At 33.0% G+C, this 17,909-nt stretch carries 12 protein-coding genes; 10 read left to right on the top strand and 2 right to left on the bottom strand.

What is annotated here, in order from left to right:
* The first annotated feature begins 34 nt into the window (after window positions 1–34).
* The 5 genes from AXE85_RS07645 to AXE85_RS07625 all read left to right on the top strand — a co-directional run bounded on the left by AXE85_RS07645 (window position 35) and on the right by AXE85_RS07625 (window position 9,509).
* A complete protein-coding gene (locus AXE85_RS07645) occupies window positions 35–1,027 on the top strand; it encodes an alpha-ketoacid dehydrogenase subunit beta (RefSeq protein ID WP_062174448.1) in 993 nt (330 codons plus the stop codon).
* A gap of 32 nt (window positions 1,028–1,059) precedes the next feature.
* Window positions 1,060–2,451: a dihydrolipoamide acetyltransferase gene (locus AXE85_RS07640; protein ID WP_062174447.1), complete on the top strand. Its 1,392-nt coding sequence runs from the start codon at window positions 1,060–1,062 to the stop codon at window positions 2,449–2,451.
* Window positions 2,452–2,511: 60 nt separating this feature from the next.
* Window positions 2,512–4,260: a dihydrolipoyl dehydrogenase gene (gene lpdA / locus AXE85_RS07635; RefSeq protein WP_062174445.1), complete on the top strand. Its 1,749-nt coding sequence runs from the start codon at window positions 2,512–2,514 to the stop codon at window positions 4,258–4,260.
* 554 nt (window positions 4,261–4,814) lie between these two features.
* Window positions 4,815–8,870: a SpaA isopeptide-forming pilin-related protein gene (locus AXE85_RS07630; RefSeq protein ID WP_062174442.1), complete on the top strand. Its 4,056-nt coding sequence runs from the start codon at window positions 4,815–4,817 to the stop codon at window positions 8,868–8,870.
* A gap of 285 nt (window positions 8,871–9,155) precedes the next feature.
* Entirely contained in the window at window positions 9,156–9,509 is a 354-nt protein-coding gene (locus AXE85_RS07625; RefSeq protein WP_062174440.1) for a YlbF family regulator, read from the top strand.
* Between the two features lie 100 nt (window positions 9,510–9,609).
* Here the strand turns inward: AXE85_RS07625 and AXE85_RS07620 are convergent, their stop codons facing one another.
* Window positions 9,610–10,716, bottom strand: a complete 1,107-nt coding sequence (locus AXE85_RS07620; protein ID WP_062174438.1) for a BMP family lipoprotein — start codon at window positions 10,714–10,716, stop codon at window positions 9,610–9,612.
* 478 nt (window positions 10,717–11,194) lie between these two features.
* Entirely contained in the window at window positions 11,195–12,310 is a 1,116-nt protein-coding gene (locus tag AXE85_RS07615; RefSeq protein WP_062174436.1) for a BMP family lipoprotein, read from the bottom strand.
* 178 nt (window positions 12,311–12,488) lie between these two features.
* Between AXE85_RS07615 and AXE85_RS07610 the strand changes: the two genes are divergently transcribed.
* The 5 genes from AXE85_RS07610 (at window position 12,489) to AXE85_RS07590 (ending at window position 17,671) form a co-directional block, all read left to right on the top strand.
* A complete protein-coding gene (locus AXE85_RS07610) occupies window positions 12,489–13,313 on the top strand; it encodes a purine-nucleoside phosphorylase (RefSeq protein WP_062174434.1) in 825 nt (274 codons plus the stop codon).
* Between the two features lie 11 nt (window positions 13,314–13,324).
* Window positions 13,325–13,753: an HIT family protein gene (locus AXE85_RS07605; protein WP_062174432.1), complete on the top strand. Its 429-nt coding sequence runs from the start codon at window positions 13,325–13,327 to the stop codon at window positions 13,751–13,753.
* Between the two features lie 408 nt (window positions 13,754–14,161).
* Window positions 14,162–15,673, top strand: a complete 1,512-nt coding sequence (locus AXE85_RS07600) for an ABC transporter ATP-binding protein (RefSeq protein ID WP_062174430.1) — start codon at window positions 14,162–14,164, stop codon at window positions 15,671–15,673.
* A gap of 12 nt (window positions 15,674–15,685) precedes the next feature.
* The gene (locus tag AXE85_RS07595; protein ID WP_062174428.1) at window positions 15,686–16,750 is read left to right on the top strand and encodes an ABC transporter permease; all 1,065 of its coding nucleotides are present in this window, start codon (window positions 15,686–15,688) and stop codon (window positions 16,748–16,750) included.
* On the top strand, window positions 16,751–17,671 hold the full coding sequence (locus AXE85_RS07590) for an ABC transporter permease (RefSeq protein WP_062174427.1): 921 nt from the start codon (window positions 16,751–16,753) through the stop codon (window positions 17,669–17,671).
* Window positions 17,672–17,909: the final 238 nt, after the last annotated feature.

Below are 17,909 nucleotides of genomic sequence, written 5' to 3'. Positions count from 1 at the left end.
CAGAATAATATTTATACATAGGAGATTGATAGTTATGACTAAAGAAACAAAAATTATGACAATTCGTGAAGCCATCAAAGAAGCGATGACTCATGAAATGCGTGAAGATGAAAATGTATTTTTAATGGGTGAAGATGTCGGTATCTTCGGAGGAGATTTCGGTACTACTGTCGGTATGCTGGAAGAATTTGGCGAAGAACGTATAATTGATACACCGATTAGTGAAGCGGCTATTAACGGAGCAGCGGCAGGAGCTGCTTCTGTAGGAATGCGTCCAATCGTTGATGTAACATTCATGGATTTCGTAACAATAGCAATGGATGCTATCGTCAACCAAGCGGCTCCGATGCGCTATATGTTAGGTGGAGATGTTCAAGTGCCGGTAGTATACCGTTGTGCTTCCGGTGCGGGAACAGGAGCTGCAGCACAACACACTAAAGCATTAGAAGCGTGGTTTTGTCATATTCCGGGCTTAAAAGTAGTAGCACCGGGAACGGCGGGTGATGTTTACTCTATTTTGAGAGCATCTGTAAGAGATAATAACCCTGTTATCTTTATTGAACCAAAGGCATTATTTGGTCGTAAAGGTGAGGTAGAAGTTGGGAAAATTGGTGTTATCGGCAAAGGGGACATTAAAGCTGAAGGTAGCGATATTACATTAGTTAGTTGGGGACGTATGCTGGAGCGTAGTTTAGAAGCTGCAAAAGAGCTGAAAGAAGAAGGCATTTCGGTAGAAGTAGTAGATCCGATTACTTTAGTACCGCTGGATACTGATATTATTGTGAAATCAGTTAAGAAAACAGGTAAATTAGTAGTATGCCACGATTCATTTAAAACCGGCGGTTTTGGGGGAGAAATTGTTGCGCGTATTGCAGAAAGTGATGCGTTTGATTTCTTGGATAGTCCTATATACCGTGTGGCAGGAGCTGATACAAATATTCCATCAGCTAAAAATTTAGAAAAATTAGTTGTTCCGGATGTAGAAGACATTAAAGAAACAATTAAAAAAGCGATAAATAAAAAATAATAATTTAGTTAGCGAAGGATGTGAAATACAAAATGGCAGTAGAGGTTATTATGCCAAAAGCCGGCAGTGAAATGGAAGAGGGCGAAATCGTACAATGGTTTAAAAAAGAAGGAGATCATGTAGAAGCAGGAGAAGTCCTATTAGAAATCGTCACTGATAAAGTAAATATGGAAGTAGAAGCTGACGCTAGCGGTACACTTTTAAAAATATTGGCACAAGCTGGGGATGTAGTCCCTGTGGTACAAACTATCGCATGGATAGGGGAAAAAGGAGAAGAAATTCCCGGAGCAAGTGCAACAGGAGAGGTAGCACCAGCGGAAACAATAGTAGAGAAAAAAGTTGATGTGACGCCGGTTAAGGAAATAGAAAAAATAGATTATTCAGGATTGCGTGCAACACCTGCGGCAAGAGCGTATGCACGTGAAAAAGGAATTGATTTAGCAAAAGTTAAAGGAACAGGTGCTAAAGGACGTATTCACAAAGAAGATGTACTTGAATATAAACTTAACAGCAAGGTGAAAATTTCTCCGTTAGCAGAACGTATTGCTGAAATTGAGGGAGTTAGTACAACAGGTATTGTCGGTACGGGACCAAACGGTAAGATTATGAAAGCAGATGTGCTTGCAGTGCTTCATGGTACACCGAAAGCGGCACCGGTGAAAAAAGAAGAGGTAGCACCGGCAAAAGCTAAAAAAGCGCCGCTTGCACCTAATGAAAATCAATGGGGCGTTGTTGAAACGGTACCTATGTCGCCGATGCGTAAAGTTATTTCTAAACGTATGAGTGAATCATATTTCAGCGCACCGACTTTTGTAGTTAATGTTGAAGTGGATATGACGGAACTATTAGCATTACGTAAAAAAGTTGTTGATACAATCATAGAAGAAACAGGTAAAAAAGCAACGGTAACTGACTTTATTTCATTAGCAGTTATTAAATCATTGATGAAACATCCGTATGTAAATGCTTCATTATCAAAAGATGAGAAAGAGATGTATCTACATCATTATGTAAACTTATCAATAGCTGTAGGTATGGACAGCGGATTAGTGGTACCGGTAATTAAAGGTGCAGATAAAATGAGTCTTAAAGAGTTAGTGGTAGCTTCTAAAGAAATTACAACAAAAGCTCTTAACGGAAAATTAAAACCGGACGAAATGGCTGATTCAACATTTACAATCAGTAATTTAGGTATGTACGGTGTTAAAAGTTTTGTACCTATTATAAACCAACCTAATACAGCAATTTTAGGTGTTAGTGCAACTGTACCGAAACCGGTTGTAATGAACGGCGAAATAGTTGTAAGACCGATTATGACTCTTACCTTAACAGCAGATCACCGTGTAGTAGACGGATTAGAGGGGGCTAAATTCATGAAGACATTGAAAGAAGCTATTGAAAATCCACTATCATTACTAATCTAATAATGATATAATGTTAAAGAGAAAATATATATAAACTAGTATTTAAGGAGTGAGAAAAACATGGCAGTAGAAGTTATTATGCCAAAAGCCGGTAGTGAAATGGAAGAAGGCGAAATCGTACAATGGTTTAAAAACGAAGGGGACGAAGTTAAAGAGGGTGAAGTCCTACTTGAAATTGTAACTGACAAAGTAAATATGGAAGTGGAAGCCGAAGCGAGCGGAACATTATTAAAAATCTTACATCCGGCAGGATCAACAGTGCCGGTAGTGCAAACAATCGCATGGATCGGACAACCCGGTGAAGAAATACCGAGTGCGGATGGAACGGTAGCGGAAGCTCAAGAAGTAGTAAAAGAAGTTGCAGCTGATGTCAAAGTTCCGGAAACTAAAAAAGAAAAAGTATTACCGAAACGTGAACGTCGTGGAGAATACGATGTTGCCGTTATCGGTGGTGGACCTGCCGGTTATGTTGCAGCTATTAAGGCGGCTCAATTAGGTGGAAAAGTAGCATTAGTTGAAAATCGTGAACTAGGTGGAACTTGCCTAAATCGTGGTTGTATCCCGACAAAAACATTCTTACACAATGCAGAAATTATTAACTATATTCACTCAGCAAAAGATCGTGGTATTAAACTTGTGAATGATGCCTTTACGGTGGATATGGAAAGAACCGTAGCGGTTAAAAATAAAGTTTCTAAAACATTATCAGGTGGAGTGGCAGGACTTCTTAAATCTTATGGTGTTAAAGTATTTAACGGTGTAGGTAGATTAACAGCCGATAAAAAAGTTGTTGTTGATGATAAAGAAACTATTGATGCTGATAACGTAATTTTAGCAGGTGGTTCTAAAGTTAGCAGAATTAATATTCCGGGAATGGATAGCGATAAAGTATTAACAAGTGATGAATTTTTAGATATTACGGAAGTACCGTCACGTTTAGCTGTTATTGGTGGTGGTGTAATCGGTTCTGAATTAGGACAGGCATTTGCAACATTCGGTTCTAAAGTGACTATTGTTGAAATGGCTGACAGATTAATCGCCAATATGGATAAAGATGCTTCTGTAGCATTAGAAAAACAATTTAGAAAACAAGGAATTAACGTTCTTACTTCAACTAAATTACTGGAAATTGTTGATAAAGGGCATGAAGTGGTAGTTAAAGTAGAAGGTAAAGCTGATATTGTAGCAGATAAAGTATTATTATCTATCGGACGTGTACCGGATAACACTTGTCTTGGAGAGCTAGCAGGTAAATTCGAAATGGAACGTGGACGTGTGAAAGTTGACGAGTATATGGAAACATCTGTAAAAGGTATTTATGCACCGGGAGATATTAACGGTACTAAGATGTTAGCACATGCAGCGTTCAAAATGGGAGAAGTTGCTGCTGAAAATGCAATGGGACATAGTAAAAAAGTTGACCTTAAGTCTACTCCGGCAGCAATTTATACACACCCGGAAGTTGCAATGGTAGGTTTAACAGAAGATCAGGCTCGTGAAAAACATGATGTAAAAGTTGGGCGTTTCAACTTTGCTGCTAATGGACGTTCATTAGCCTCTAACCAAGGTGAAGGGTTTGTTAAAGTAATTATGGATACTAAATATAGAGAAATTTTGGGTATTCATATTGTTGGACCTGTAGCGGCTGAAATTATTAACGAAGGATCAACGCTTATCCAAACAGAAATGACAATTGATGATGTGATGGATATTATTCATGGACACCCAACATATTCAGAAGCATTATATGAGGCTATGGCTGACTGTATTGATATGTGTATACATGCTCCTAAAAAGAAAAATAAATAATTAAAGAGAAAATATAAACCAACTCTCTAAAATTTGGATAAAAGTTTTAAGAGTTGGTTTTTTATTTGAGAAAATCTATAAATAAGGTTATCAGTAAAGAAATTTTTAAAAAATTTAGAATAATTAATTAAAAATATTTTCTTTTATTAATTTATATAATAATAATAATGATAGTATCTATAATTATAAGTCATGTTATGGAAATTTTTTTTAAATTTTAATTAATAAATTTTTATTATAGGATATTATTTTCTACCGCAATGCAGTATATCCTAATATTTTCTTTATGATATTATTAGTAAGATATAAAAAAATATGGTACAATCTATAGTGGGAAGTAAAAAAGATGATCTGGGGATTAATATTAAGGATAGGGTTTTAAATAACATATCTTTAAGTAATACAATAGGACATCTTTTTTATTTTTAATTTTTAGTGAGTTGTTATATATATCAAGGAGGAAAAATAATGAAAAAATTTAAAATAGAGAATTGAAATTTTATTAAAAGAATTTACTCACAGCATTATTTTAAAGAAAGGAATGTTATTAACTAATGTCAATACTAAAAAAGAAAAAATTTAAAAATATAGTTAAGTTGCTAGGTATAACTGTTATATTTTTAATAACAACTATAATGAACAGCTTTATAAACAATAAAGCTGCTTACTCGGAGAATATAAAAGGATATCCTAATGTTGCAACCGCAACCTCTCCTGATAATATCTATCACGCTAAGGATAAAGCGAACAGATTACAAATTTATACCTCTGACGGTAAGGTAGCTGAAGATTTTGCATTTTGTATAAATGAGGGTAAAGGAACTCCTACATATGACAATAACAGCGGTCATAGCTACGGTACATTTGAACGACTTAGCGGTTCGGATGCAACTACCCTAGTTAATGAGTATAAACGTAACCACGCTAATAACGGGTATCTTGGAGAAGTTACAATCCCGAATAATTTGAATGAACAACAATTTCATGAGCAAATTACCAAATTAATTTATATTTATCAGAAAGATAGAACTAATATTTTAGGTAGATCAGGGCTTGAGGCCTTAGGAGAAGCTCCTGCACGTAATGGGTTCTGGAATGTTATTCAAGACTGGGTATATTATTATACAGAAGGTGGAGGTAAGCACCCTACAAAATATGACTATCCGGCACAAAATGCTGCTTCTCAGATGGTAGGAGAATTGATAAAAAAACCTATTAAAGAAATAATTCCCGATGAAGATTTATTCGAATTAAGAGTCTATAAATCACAACCTATTGGAGGAATATGGACTAAAGGGGTTCAATCAATAGTTACAGGACGTATTACAACTAAACCTGCGGTATATTTCGGTAAACAAGCCTATAAAGAAGGGATTACCAATGAAGAAATAAAAGATATTTATACAAAAGAACAATGTTTAGCAGGTGCAAAATTTAAAATATTGGATGAAAACGGAAAACCGCTTGTGCTGGGCGATACAACAACAGAATTAAGTTGGGAAACAAACGGAAAACTTCAAGGTGTGCTATTAAATGCCGGAACATATTATTTAGTTGAGGAAAAAGCACCTGACGGTTATGAAAAAGAAGCCAATATTAAATTCCAAGTTGGGACAGACGGTAAAGTTAGCGTTCAGGAAAGTAGTACGGTAAAACTAGTCGATAATAATATTATTGTTTTAGATAAAAAAACAGAAACTAATAACTATAAGGTAAAAATTAAAAAAATTGGTGACGGTAATGTTATGATTTCCGGAGCTAATTTGGAACTGAAAAAAGATGACGGTAGTGTTGTAGGAACATGGACATCAGATAAAAACTTTGAAAAAGAGTTTAGCTTAAAAGAAGGAAAATATGTTTTAACAGAAAAATCTGCACCTAACGGTTACAAAAAAATTGATAAAGATATTGAATTTACAGTTGATAATCAAGGTAAAATTAAAGTTACAAGCGGAAATGAAGATGTTAATTTAACAGAACAGGATAAAACTTTAGAACTTAAAAATAAACAAGTTGAATTTATCGGAACTTATGCAACAACTAAGATAAATGATGTAGAAACCGGTAAAGAAGTAACAGTAAATAATAATACAACAGATAAAATAACTATTTTGGATCGCATTGATTATACAGGATTTTCATCAGGAAAATATGTTGCTTTTGCAAGTTTGATTAAAAATAATGATGAAAATAATGTTGTAGCAACAGCGAAAAAAGACTTTGAAGTCAAAAATAATGAAAGCAAAGGTTCAGTAACTGTTGATTTAAGTTTACAAACAGATAAACTAGATAAAGATAACAGTAATAAATTTACCGTTCTTGAAAAAGTATATAAAGCAGAAGGTGTTCAAAACGGTACTGTGCAGGCAGGGAAAAAACCTGTAGCAGAGCATGTCGTTAAAGACGATCAAAACCAAACGGTTACAATTAAATCTATAGAGCAAAGTTTTGTATTTAACTTCTGGAAAGTTGATGAAAATGATAAACCGTTAAAAGGTGCAAGACTTAGAATTCTTGATGAACAAGGTAATCAAGTTCCATACCAAATTTGGAATTCATTAGAGGATAAATTTACACCGATTACACTTAAAGCAGGTACTTACACTTTAAATGAGGTTGTAACACCGAACGGGTATTACACACTTACAGATAAAAAATTCACTGTTGATACTAAAGGACAACTTAAATTTGAAAATATGGACGGAATAAAAATCAAATCCGAAGCAGGTGTAGGTTTTGAAATTCGTGTTACTAATAAGAAAATTGTGTCAAGTTTACAAACAACAGTAGAAGTAAATGGACAAAGTTCAACTACAGGACAACCGGCAGAAGTAACAGAAAACAAAGACGGGGTGAATGTAGTAGATACAATAAAATATAAAGATTTAATTCCAAAACAAAAATATGAAGTAGTAGGTACTTTATACGAAGTTAAAGATGGGAAACTGGTAGATCCAAGTAAACCTATCACAATAAGTAACGGAGACGGCGAATATACAGTTTCAGATTCAGGTGAAGGTGAATGGAAATTAAACTTCGGAAAAGTGGACGGAGTGGAAGCCGGAAAATCATATGTAGTATATGAAACAGCAACTTCATTAGAAAAACTGGTAGATGAAGATGGTGACGGTAAACTGGATAAAAAACATGAAGTAGAACATAAAGATCCAAAAGATAAAGCACAAACATTTGTAGTAAAACCAAAAACACCTGAACAAAAAGAAGTACAATTCAGTAAAATAAATGTAGGTGGAAAAGAAATAGCCGGAGCAGAAATCCAAATAAAAGATGCTCAAGGAACAGTAGTGGAAAAATGGACTTCAAAAGAGAATGAAACTCATAAAGTAAAATTAACAGAAGGAACATATACATTCCACGAAGAAGCAGCACCAAATGGATATGTTAAAGTAACAGATATAACATTTACAGTAGATAAAGACGGAAATGTAAAAGTAACAAAAGAAAATGGAAATACTGTAAAAGCCGAAGGTAACAAACTAACAGTAACCGACCAAGAGGAACCTGTAACACCACAACCGAAGGAAGTACAAATCAGTAAAGTAGATTTAGGTGGAAAAGAACTGACAGGAGCGAAAATTAAAATCTTTAAAGATGGAAAACCTGTAGAGGAGTGGACATCAACAAATAAAGTACACAAAGTTAATTTAACAGAAGGAACATATACATTCCATGAAGAAGCAGCACCGGAAGGATACTTAGCGGTAACAGATATAACATTTACAGTAGATAAAGACGGAAAAGTCAAAGTAACAAATGTAAATGGAAATATTGTAAATGCACAAGGAAATAAACTAACAGTAACCGATAAAGATAAACCGCAACCGGAACAACCGAAAGAAGTGCAATTCAGTAAAGTAAACTTAGGTGGAAAAGAAATCGCCGGAGCAAAAATTCAAATCAAACAAGGAAATAAAGTAGTAGAAAGCTGGACATCAGCTGAAAACAACACATATAAATTAAAACTGGCAGCAGGAACATATACATTCCATGAAGAAGCAGCGCCGGAAGGATACTTAACGGTAACAGATATAACATTTACAGTAGATAAAAACGGAAACGTAAAAGTAACAAATGTAAATGGAAATATTGTAAATGCACAAGGAAATAAACTAACAGTAACCGATAAAGATAAACCGCAACCGGAACAACCGAAAGAAGTACAATTCAGTAAAGTAAACTTAGGTGGAAAAGAAATCGCCGGAGCAAAAATCCAAATTCTAAAAGATGGAAAAGTAATAGAAAGCTGGACATCAGTTGAAAACAAAACACATAAATTAAAACTGACAGCAGGAACATATACATTCCATGAAGAAGCAGCACCGGAAGGATACTTAGCGGTAACAGATATAACGTTTACAGTGGATAAAGACGGAAACGTAAAAATAACAAATGTAAATGGAAACACTGCAAAAGCAGAAGGAAATAAACTAACAGTTACCGATAAAGATAAACCAAAAGATCCGATACCGCAAAAACCAAAACCGAACTTACCTAAAACAGGATTAACAGGTAACGGTATGGCGGAAGTAATAGGAGGATTGTTACTAGTCGGAGCGGCATTAGCTTACTCAAGAAGAAGAAAAGGTTAATAACTAACCGAATAAAAACTGACCTAAAAAATTCTAATAGAATTTACCTATTAGCAGTCAGATTCAGTGGTTTATTAATTTGGGAATATATTAAAAGAGTTTTTTCCAAATCTAATAAAACTGTAGGGGTGACTTAACAAAATCAATTTTTAACGAAATCAGGATTTTCAAGTCGCTCCTTTTTTGTAGTATATCAATAAAAATTTTAAATATAACTTTATTATTGTCAAAAAAGGTTAAACTATGATACAATGTAGAAAAACACATTTAGGAGCGTAAATAATTATGGTAAATATTTATGATAAAGCAAACGAATTTGAAAGAGCATTAAGAAATAGTGATGAATATCAAGCATCAATAAAAGCTACAGAAGCATTATATGCAGATGAAGAAGCTAAAAAATTATATACTGAATTTGTATCAGTACAAAAAAAAATAATGGAAAAAGCAGATTCTGATAGTGAGCAATCAAAAGAAGAATTAAAAAACCTTGAAGAAATTCAACAAAAATTAATGGCTAATTCAAAATTTTTAGAGTTTATGCAAGTTCAACAAAAATTACAAATTCTTATTGAGGATTTGAATAAAATAATGTATAAACCGTTGGATGAATTATTTGAAAAATATGGAAATCAATAAAAATAATTTTTTATAAAATATGTAAATGAACAATATCCCATAAAACTCATTTGAGTTTTATGGGATATTTTATAATATTTAATTCTATATTGTGGAAAGATTATAGTTCTCCGTCAATATTTGCTTTATCAGTAATTTTAGCTACATCTGATTCAACAGTGGATTTTCCAGATTTTAAGTCTTCTACTGCTGTTTTAACTTTTGAAGCAATATCATCGCTTAAGTTAGGATTTTTCTCAGGAAGTCCAACACCATCTTCTTTGATTGTGAAGACTTTTGCTTTTCCGCCTTCAAATTTACCATCTTTAATTGCGTCTAATACTTGAGTTACAGCAACATCAATACGTTTAACTGCTGATGTTAAGATAACAGATTTTTCTACATCTTTATTATCTTTATCTTTAGCTTTGAAGATACCTTCTGAATATTGGTCTTTATCTACCCCAACGATCCAATGTTTAATTTCTCCGCTTTCTTTAACATCTTTAGTAGCTCTTTCTTGTGCTTCTTTAATAGATCCGCTACCTGTACCGCCGGCTGCTACGAAGATAACGTCTGCTCCTGCATCATACATTGTTGCTGCCAAAGTTTTACCTTTGTTTGTATCGTTGAATGATCCGCTGTAGTTATAAATGATTTTAATATCTTTATTAGCTGCTTTAGCACCTTGAACAAATCCTAAACCGAATTTCACTACTGCCGGAATTTTAGCACCACCGATAAATCCTACTTTACCGGTTTTAGATTGTAAAGCTGCTGCATATCCGGCTAAATATCCTGCTTCATGTTCAGCGAAGTTAATAGATTCTACATTTGGTTTTTCAACTACTCCATCAATAAAGATGAATTTTTTATCTCCAAATGAATCTGCTACTTTTGGTAATTCTTTTTCAAAGTAGAAACCTGCCAATGAAATAACATCAGATGCTTTCGCTGCATTTTGTAAGTTGGCAGCGATGTCACTTTGGTTTTTAGTTTCTATCGGATTAAGTGCTTTACCACCATTTTTTTCAACCCATGCTTTTACAGCTTCTACATTACTTTGGTTGAAACTTTTATCTTTTGCTCCGCCTTCATCAGTAACTACTCCGATTTTTAAATCAGATTTTGAAGATGAACCGCTATTATTAGACGATTTAGAAGAACATCCTACAATAATTAATGCTGCTGATAACACAACTGCAATTAGTGAAAAAACTTTTTTCATAAAAAATAATCTCCTTTATAATTGTATATATTAGTTATATTAAAATAATACCACAAAATAACTTAAATATCAATATTTTATTTATTTTAATACTACATATTTTTATAATGTTCGGGTTATAACGATTAAATACGTTTTCTTTTATATATAAAATCTTAATGTTCATTATTTATTTGTGCAATAGGCTAATACATATGAAAAATAAAGCATTTTCACAACTTTTTTTGACTTTGATTATCACTAAGATATTATTTTAATATATTAGTTTATAATTATCTAAATAATAATATTTATTTTATAAAAAATAAAAAATAAATCTGATTTTAAGTGTTATATTAGAATATTGTATATAAACTAGAAAATTTTTGTATGCAAGTAATTATTGCCTATTAAATCGAACGGATTACCGATAGAGATTTTGAAAAATAATGCTTAAATAAAAAAATCAGGATAAAATTTCATCCTGATTTTTTACTTTTTATAACTCGCCTTCAATATTAGTAGCTGTTCCTTTTTCTTTTAATTCAGAACCGGTACCGACTATTTCCACTTTACCTGATTTTAATTCTTCTACAGCTGCTTTAATTTTTTCCGTTGTAGTTTGATCTAAATTAGGATTTTCTTTCGGAATACCTACACCGTTTTCTTTAATTCCAAAGATATGATCGCCGTTTTTAAATTGATCTGCTTTTATATCGTTTAAAATTTTTGTAACGGCTACTTCAATATTTTTCACCGCTGAAGTTAAAACAGCTGATTTTTGATAGTCTTTTCCATCTTTATCTTTTCCTTTGAAGATTCCTTCTTCGTACTGATCTTTATCCACTCCGATAACCCAGTGTTTTATTTCTCCACTATCTTTCATATCAATAACGCCACGTTCTTTTGCTTCCGAGATGACACCGTTACCTGTGTTTCCTGCAGCTACGAAGATAACGTCCGCTCCTGAGTCGTACATTGTTGCTGCTAAGGTTTTACCTTTGTTTGTATCTGAGAATGTGCCACTATAGTTATACATAATTTTAACATCTTTGTTCGCTGCTTTAGCACCTTGGACAAAACCGATACCAAAACGCTCTACCGGTGGAATTTTTGTTCCCCCGATAAATCCTACTTTACCGGTTTTAGATTGTAAAGCTGCTATATATCCTGCTAGATAACCTGCTTCTTGCTCTTTGAATATAAGAGATGCAATATTCGGTTCATCAACAGAAGTATCTATATATAAGAATTTTTTATCTTTATTTTGTTGAGCAACTTTTGGAATTTCCTTTTCAAATTCATAACCTGCTACCGAAATTATATCAGATGCTTTTGTTGCGTTTTGTAAGTTTGCAGCTATATCTGATTGGTTTTTAGTTTCAATGACAGCCGGATCTTTTGAACCGTTAGCTTTTGTCCATGCTTGTATAGCCTCGACGTTAGCCTGATTAAAACTTTTATCTTTTGCTCCGCCTTCACCTGTTACTATACCGATTTTATAGTTTTTTCCATCGGTAGAGCCGGTTTCTTTTTTATCATTTTTTGATGAACAACCTAAAGTCACCAATGATAATGTTAATAAAATTGTTATAAGAGTGCGTATTTTTTTCATAATATCCTCCTTAGTTCGCTTTCTCTATAATATTTTATAAATACACAATAACACAAAATTTAAACGATTTCAACATGTTTTTTTAATTTTTTTACAGTAAATGAAAATTCTACTTTTTTTATTTGGTTTATGCTATAATATTTGTGATAAAGCATTTTCAGGAGGAATGAGGAATTATATGACTTACTATAATAATATTGTTGAAACGGCTAATTATATTATAAAATATTTTAATGCTAAGATAGATTATGCTGTAGTTCTTGGCAGTGGCATCACACTTGAATTAGAAAATCAACAAGAACTTGGCTATGAGGCTATCCCAAATTTTCCGGGAAATAATCGTGCTAATCATGTAAAAGGTCATGCTAATAAACTTACATTTGGGCAAATTGCCGGGAAAAATGTTCTGGTTCTTAATGGCAGACTTCATTACTATGAGGGACATAGTATGAAAGACGTTGCATTTATGACTTATGTTGTGAAATTTTTACAAGTAAAAGGGTTATTTATCACTAATGCTTGTGGAGCTGTTAATACCGATTTTTCTGAGGGGGAAATTGTTTGTCTTGATGATTTTATCTCATTGGTTAGTGATAATCCGTTAATAGGAGAAAATGATTTGCGTCTTGGAGAACGTTTTGTTGATATGACAACACCGTTCGATCCTTATTTAGTGGAAACACTAAAAAATTCTGCAAGGGAGTTGGATATTAATTTACCACAAGGTACTTACGGTTTTTTCCAAGGACCATACTTTGAAACCCGTGCCGAGATTCAGGCGTTTAAGACAATGGGATGTGACTTAGTCGGTATGTCTACCGTTCCCGAAGTTATTGCAGCAAATCACGCAGGGTTACCGGTGGCGGTTTTAGCTTGTGCTACTAATATGGCAACCGGTATTCAAGAGAAAAAGCATGATCATGAGCATGTTTTAAAAGTTGCAAAACAAATAAGTATTAATTTAAAACAATTACTTGTAAAAACTTTAGAAAATTTAAAATAGAGGTGTGTATTATGGAAAAAACAATTTTCGAAAAAATTATTGATGATGAAATTCCCAGTTACAAAATATATGAAGATGAACATGTGTATAGCTTTTTAGATGTTTTTCCAATTACTAAAGGTCATACTTTAGTAATCCCTAAAAAACATAGCCGTAATATTTTTGATTGTGACCCTGAAGTAGCAGCAAATATCGGTCGTGTTTTACCTAAAATTGCCAATGCGGTAAAAAATGCTTATGGTTGTGACGGTGTTAATATTTTTCAAAATAATGAAGAATACGCCGGGCAAAGTGTATTTCACCTGCATTTCCATATTGTTCCACGTTACAAAAATAAAGACGCTAACTTTGATAATTTGGAGATAAAATGGCCACCACAAAAAATTGAATCTGATGAATTTAAAGAAATTCAACAAACAATTATCAATAATATTAAGTAGTTTATAAGGAAAGTGCAAATAACATAGTAAACTTTTATAATTTATAAGTTTAGTTGTATAAAATTGTTAATTAATTCGGCGAAGTAATGACTTTTTTGGAGATTATTCTATAAAAGTCATTATTTTTTTGTAGTATGGTAATTTTAAAAAAGTTTTTATGCTATCCTTTGTGTATAATTTATTATGTTATTTAGTATTAAATAATAAAAAATTTGTTTTTAAATTATTGTTATAATTTTTAATTATTTCAAGAATAAATAATAACGTATACAATTCAGTTTACGACTGTAAAATAAAAAAGTACAAATAATAACAAATTAATAGTATAAAATTGTTTAAAATACTTTTCTAGTAAGAAAAAATATATTATAATATATAGGTAAGAAAATACAAAAGTGAGGTAAAGATATGTATGCTATAGAAATGCTGAACATTACTAAAAAGTTTGGCGACTTCTACGCTAATAAAGATATTACCATTCAGGTTAAGAAGAATGAAATTCATGCACTTCTTGGAGAAAATGGTGCTGGTAAATCTACGTTGATGTCGGTTCTTTTTGGGATGTATCATCAAGAAGAGGGTGTAATTAAACTTGATGGTAAAGAAGTTGACATCAAAGATCCGAAACATGCTAATAAATTGGGAATAGGAATGGTGCATCAACATTTTAAACTGATTAAAAATTTTACAGTTGCTGAAAACATTATCTTGGGAATGGAAGAAGTAAAAGGCGGTAAAATAGATTTAGAAACAGCTGCTGCGAAAATTTCAGAACTGTCAAAAAAATATGGACTTGAGGTAAATCCTAAAGCCTTGGTAGGAGATATTAGTGTCGGAATGCAGCAAAGGGTAGAAATACTTAAAATGTTGTATCGTGATGCTAACATTTTAATATTTGATGAGCCGACTGCAGTATTAACACCTGCGGAGATTGAAGAGTTTTTGGCAATTTTAAAAAATCTTCAAGCTGAAGGAAAAACAATACTCCTAATTACGCATAAATTAAACGAGATTATGGCAGTAGCCGATCGTTGTAGTATTATTCGTCGTGGGGAATACTTCGGTACTGTTGAGATATCTGAAACAACTAAAGAAAAATTAGCAAGTCTTATGATTGGTAAAGATTTGGAAATAATCAAATATGAGCGTTCACGAGATGGCGTGAAAAATATATTAGAAGTGGCAGGCGTTTATGCTGATACTACTGAAAAACAAAATATTTTACATGATTTCAACCTAGAAGTAAAAGAGAAAGAGATCCTTGGTATTGCCGGGGTTGATGGGAATGGCCAACAGCAATTTGTAGAGGTATTAAATGCTCTTTTAAAACAAACAAAAGGGAAAATTGTTTTTGAAGGGCAAGATATAACTACGCTATCAACATCAAAACGTAAAGAGTTAGGTCTTGAAATTATAGCAGAAGACAGACATAAAGATGGACTGGTTCTTGATTTTAGTATAGAAGAAAATGCGGTGTTGGAAAATTATTATACATCAAAATTTGCCGGTCGCGGTTTTTTGAAAAAACCTGTTATTTCTAAATTTGCAAAAGAATTATGTGAGAAGTATGATGTGCGAAAAGCAGGTGATGAAAAAATCTCTGCCCGTAGTATGAGTGGAGGGAATCAACAAAAACTTATTATCGGTCGTGCGTTAGAGTTAGATCCGAAATTATTAGTTACAACACAACCCACTCGTGGTCTTGATGTGGGAGCAATAAATGGTATTCACAGAATGTTGATAGATTATCGAGATAGAGGAAACAGTGTTCTTCTAATTTCGTTTGATTTAGATGAGATATTAACATTATCGGATAGAATAGCGGTTATTCATAACGGTAATATTATTGATGTTGTAGATAATGATGAAAATGTAACTAAAGAACAATTAGGTCTGCTTATGGCAGGGGTTAAGAAGTAGAGAGGAGAACGTATGTTAAAGAAAATTTTAACTAATGCGGTACTACCGATATTAGCTTCATTTATTATAGGTGCTATACTTATTTCAGCAATAGGAGCAACACCGGGTGATGTATTAAGTGTAGTAGGAGCTATTTTCTCAGATTCAAATAGTATAGCTGAGATTTTTGTATCAACTATTCCGTTAATTTGTACAGGGTTATCGGTAGCGTTCGCATTTAGAACAGGTTTATTCAATATAGGAGCAGAGGGCCAATTTATAATGGGTGGACTTTTTGCGGGGATTGTAGCTATTAAAATGCAGGGTATGAATTTTTACTTAGTATTGGTAGCTGCAATATTGGCTGGTATTATAGTTGGTGGTATTTGGGCAGGAATAGCCGGATATTTAAAAGCAAGATTTAATATTAGTGAAGTAGTTGTAACAATCATGCTTAATTATACGGCATTATATTTCGTTCAGTTTGCAGTTCCTAAGTTTATTCGTGGAACAAATGATATTATTTCTAAACCGATAGCTGATGATACCGGTGTTGGATATCTACATAATTCTCTGATTGAAGGAATTTTTAACAACTATCGTCTTGGTACGGATTTATTTTTAGCAATTATAGGTGTTATTATTTTCTATATCGTTATGGAAAAAACGGTATTTGGATATGAACTTCGTTCAGTAGGATTTAATCCGAATGCTTCTAAGTTTGTCGGTATGAAAGTTAATAGAAATACGGTTCTTTCAATGGCTATTTCCGGAGCTTTTGCAGGTTTGGGAGGAGCATTATACAATATGGGACCGGTAGGGCAGGTAGTAGCAGGTTCAACATTCCAAGGTTTTGGATATATGGGAATTGCGGTAGCCTTAATAGGTGCTAATACTGCATTAGGCTCATTATTAGGTGCGTTATTATTTGGATTCTTAGGTGTATTAACGCCACAACTATCATTTATCGGTATTCCAAAAGATATAGCTAATATTTTAATCGGCTTAATAGTATTATTTGTAGCAGCAAAAGCTATTTTTGATAATAAGTTACTTGATAAACTATTTAACAGTAAGAAACAGAAAGGAGAAAAATAGATGGATACAATATTATCACTATTAGACTCAATGTTACAATATACAGCACCTATTCTAATAGCAGCTATCGGTGGTTTCTATTCGGAAAAAAGTGGTGTTGTTAACATTGCCCTTGATGGTTTCGTAATTTTCGGTTCATTTATAGCTTCATTTATAGCGGTATCAGCATTTGACGGTTCGCCAACAATGACACAATTAATACTTTGCTTATTGATAGCAACACTTTGCGGTGGTTTAATGTCGCTTATTCACGCATTTATCAGTATTAATTTAAAAGCGGATCAGGTAATCTCCGGTACGGCGATAAACTTAATTACGCCGGCTATAGCATTATTTTTGGTCAACCATTTTAACGGAACATATGAATTACTTTTAGCTAACGGTTTTCCAAGATATACAATTGTCGGGAAATTTACGGTATATCCAACGGTTATGGTAGCAATATTGTTGGTAATTATTACCTATTATATTATTTATAAGCGTCCGTTCGGATTAAGACTTCGTTCTGTTGGGGAAAATCCGCAAGCCAGTGATTCATTGGGACTTAATGTTTTTAAATATCGTTATATCGGGGTATTTATATCAGGGTGTTTAGCAGGATTAGCCGGAGCGATTATTGCAACAACATTTAGCCAAGGCTTTAATGCAGCAATTACGGTATATGGATTTGGTTACTTGGCATTAGCAGCTTTAATTTTTGGTAAGTACAATCCAATAACAATAACTTTAGCATCATTATTCTTTGGTGGAACTAAGGTATTTGCGGAAAAAGTTTCAATTTTAGCACCGGATTTACCGATTCCGGTATCGTTTTGGAATATGTTTCCGTTCGTTGCAACGATTATTGCCTTAATTGTCTTTTCTAAGAAAACTTCTACTCCTGAGGCACTTGGAGTACCTTATGATAAGGGTATGAGATAAAATAGAGAGTAGTTAACGATTAAATAGATAAATATAAAAAACTTTATATTATATTGAAAAAAATTAAAGATGACTGTTTTTGGTATGTAAAAGCAGTCATCTTTTTTGGTAAGTAAATACCACACAACACGTGGTTATATATCTTTTCTTTTAAATTTCGTATTTATTGAAGAACATTTTTGGATTAGTAAATTATTTTCTGTGCTTCATTTATTATGCAGTCAAACTTTTAGGATTT

This window comes from Gemella sp. oral taxon 928, from assembly GCF_001553915.1.
In the GTDB taxonomy this organism is placed as follows: Bacteria; Bacillota; Bacilli; order Staphylococcales; family Gemellaceae; genus Gemella; species Gemella massiliensis.
This window is presented reverse-complemented; position numbering and strand designations above follow the sequence as displayed.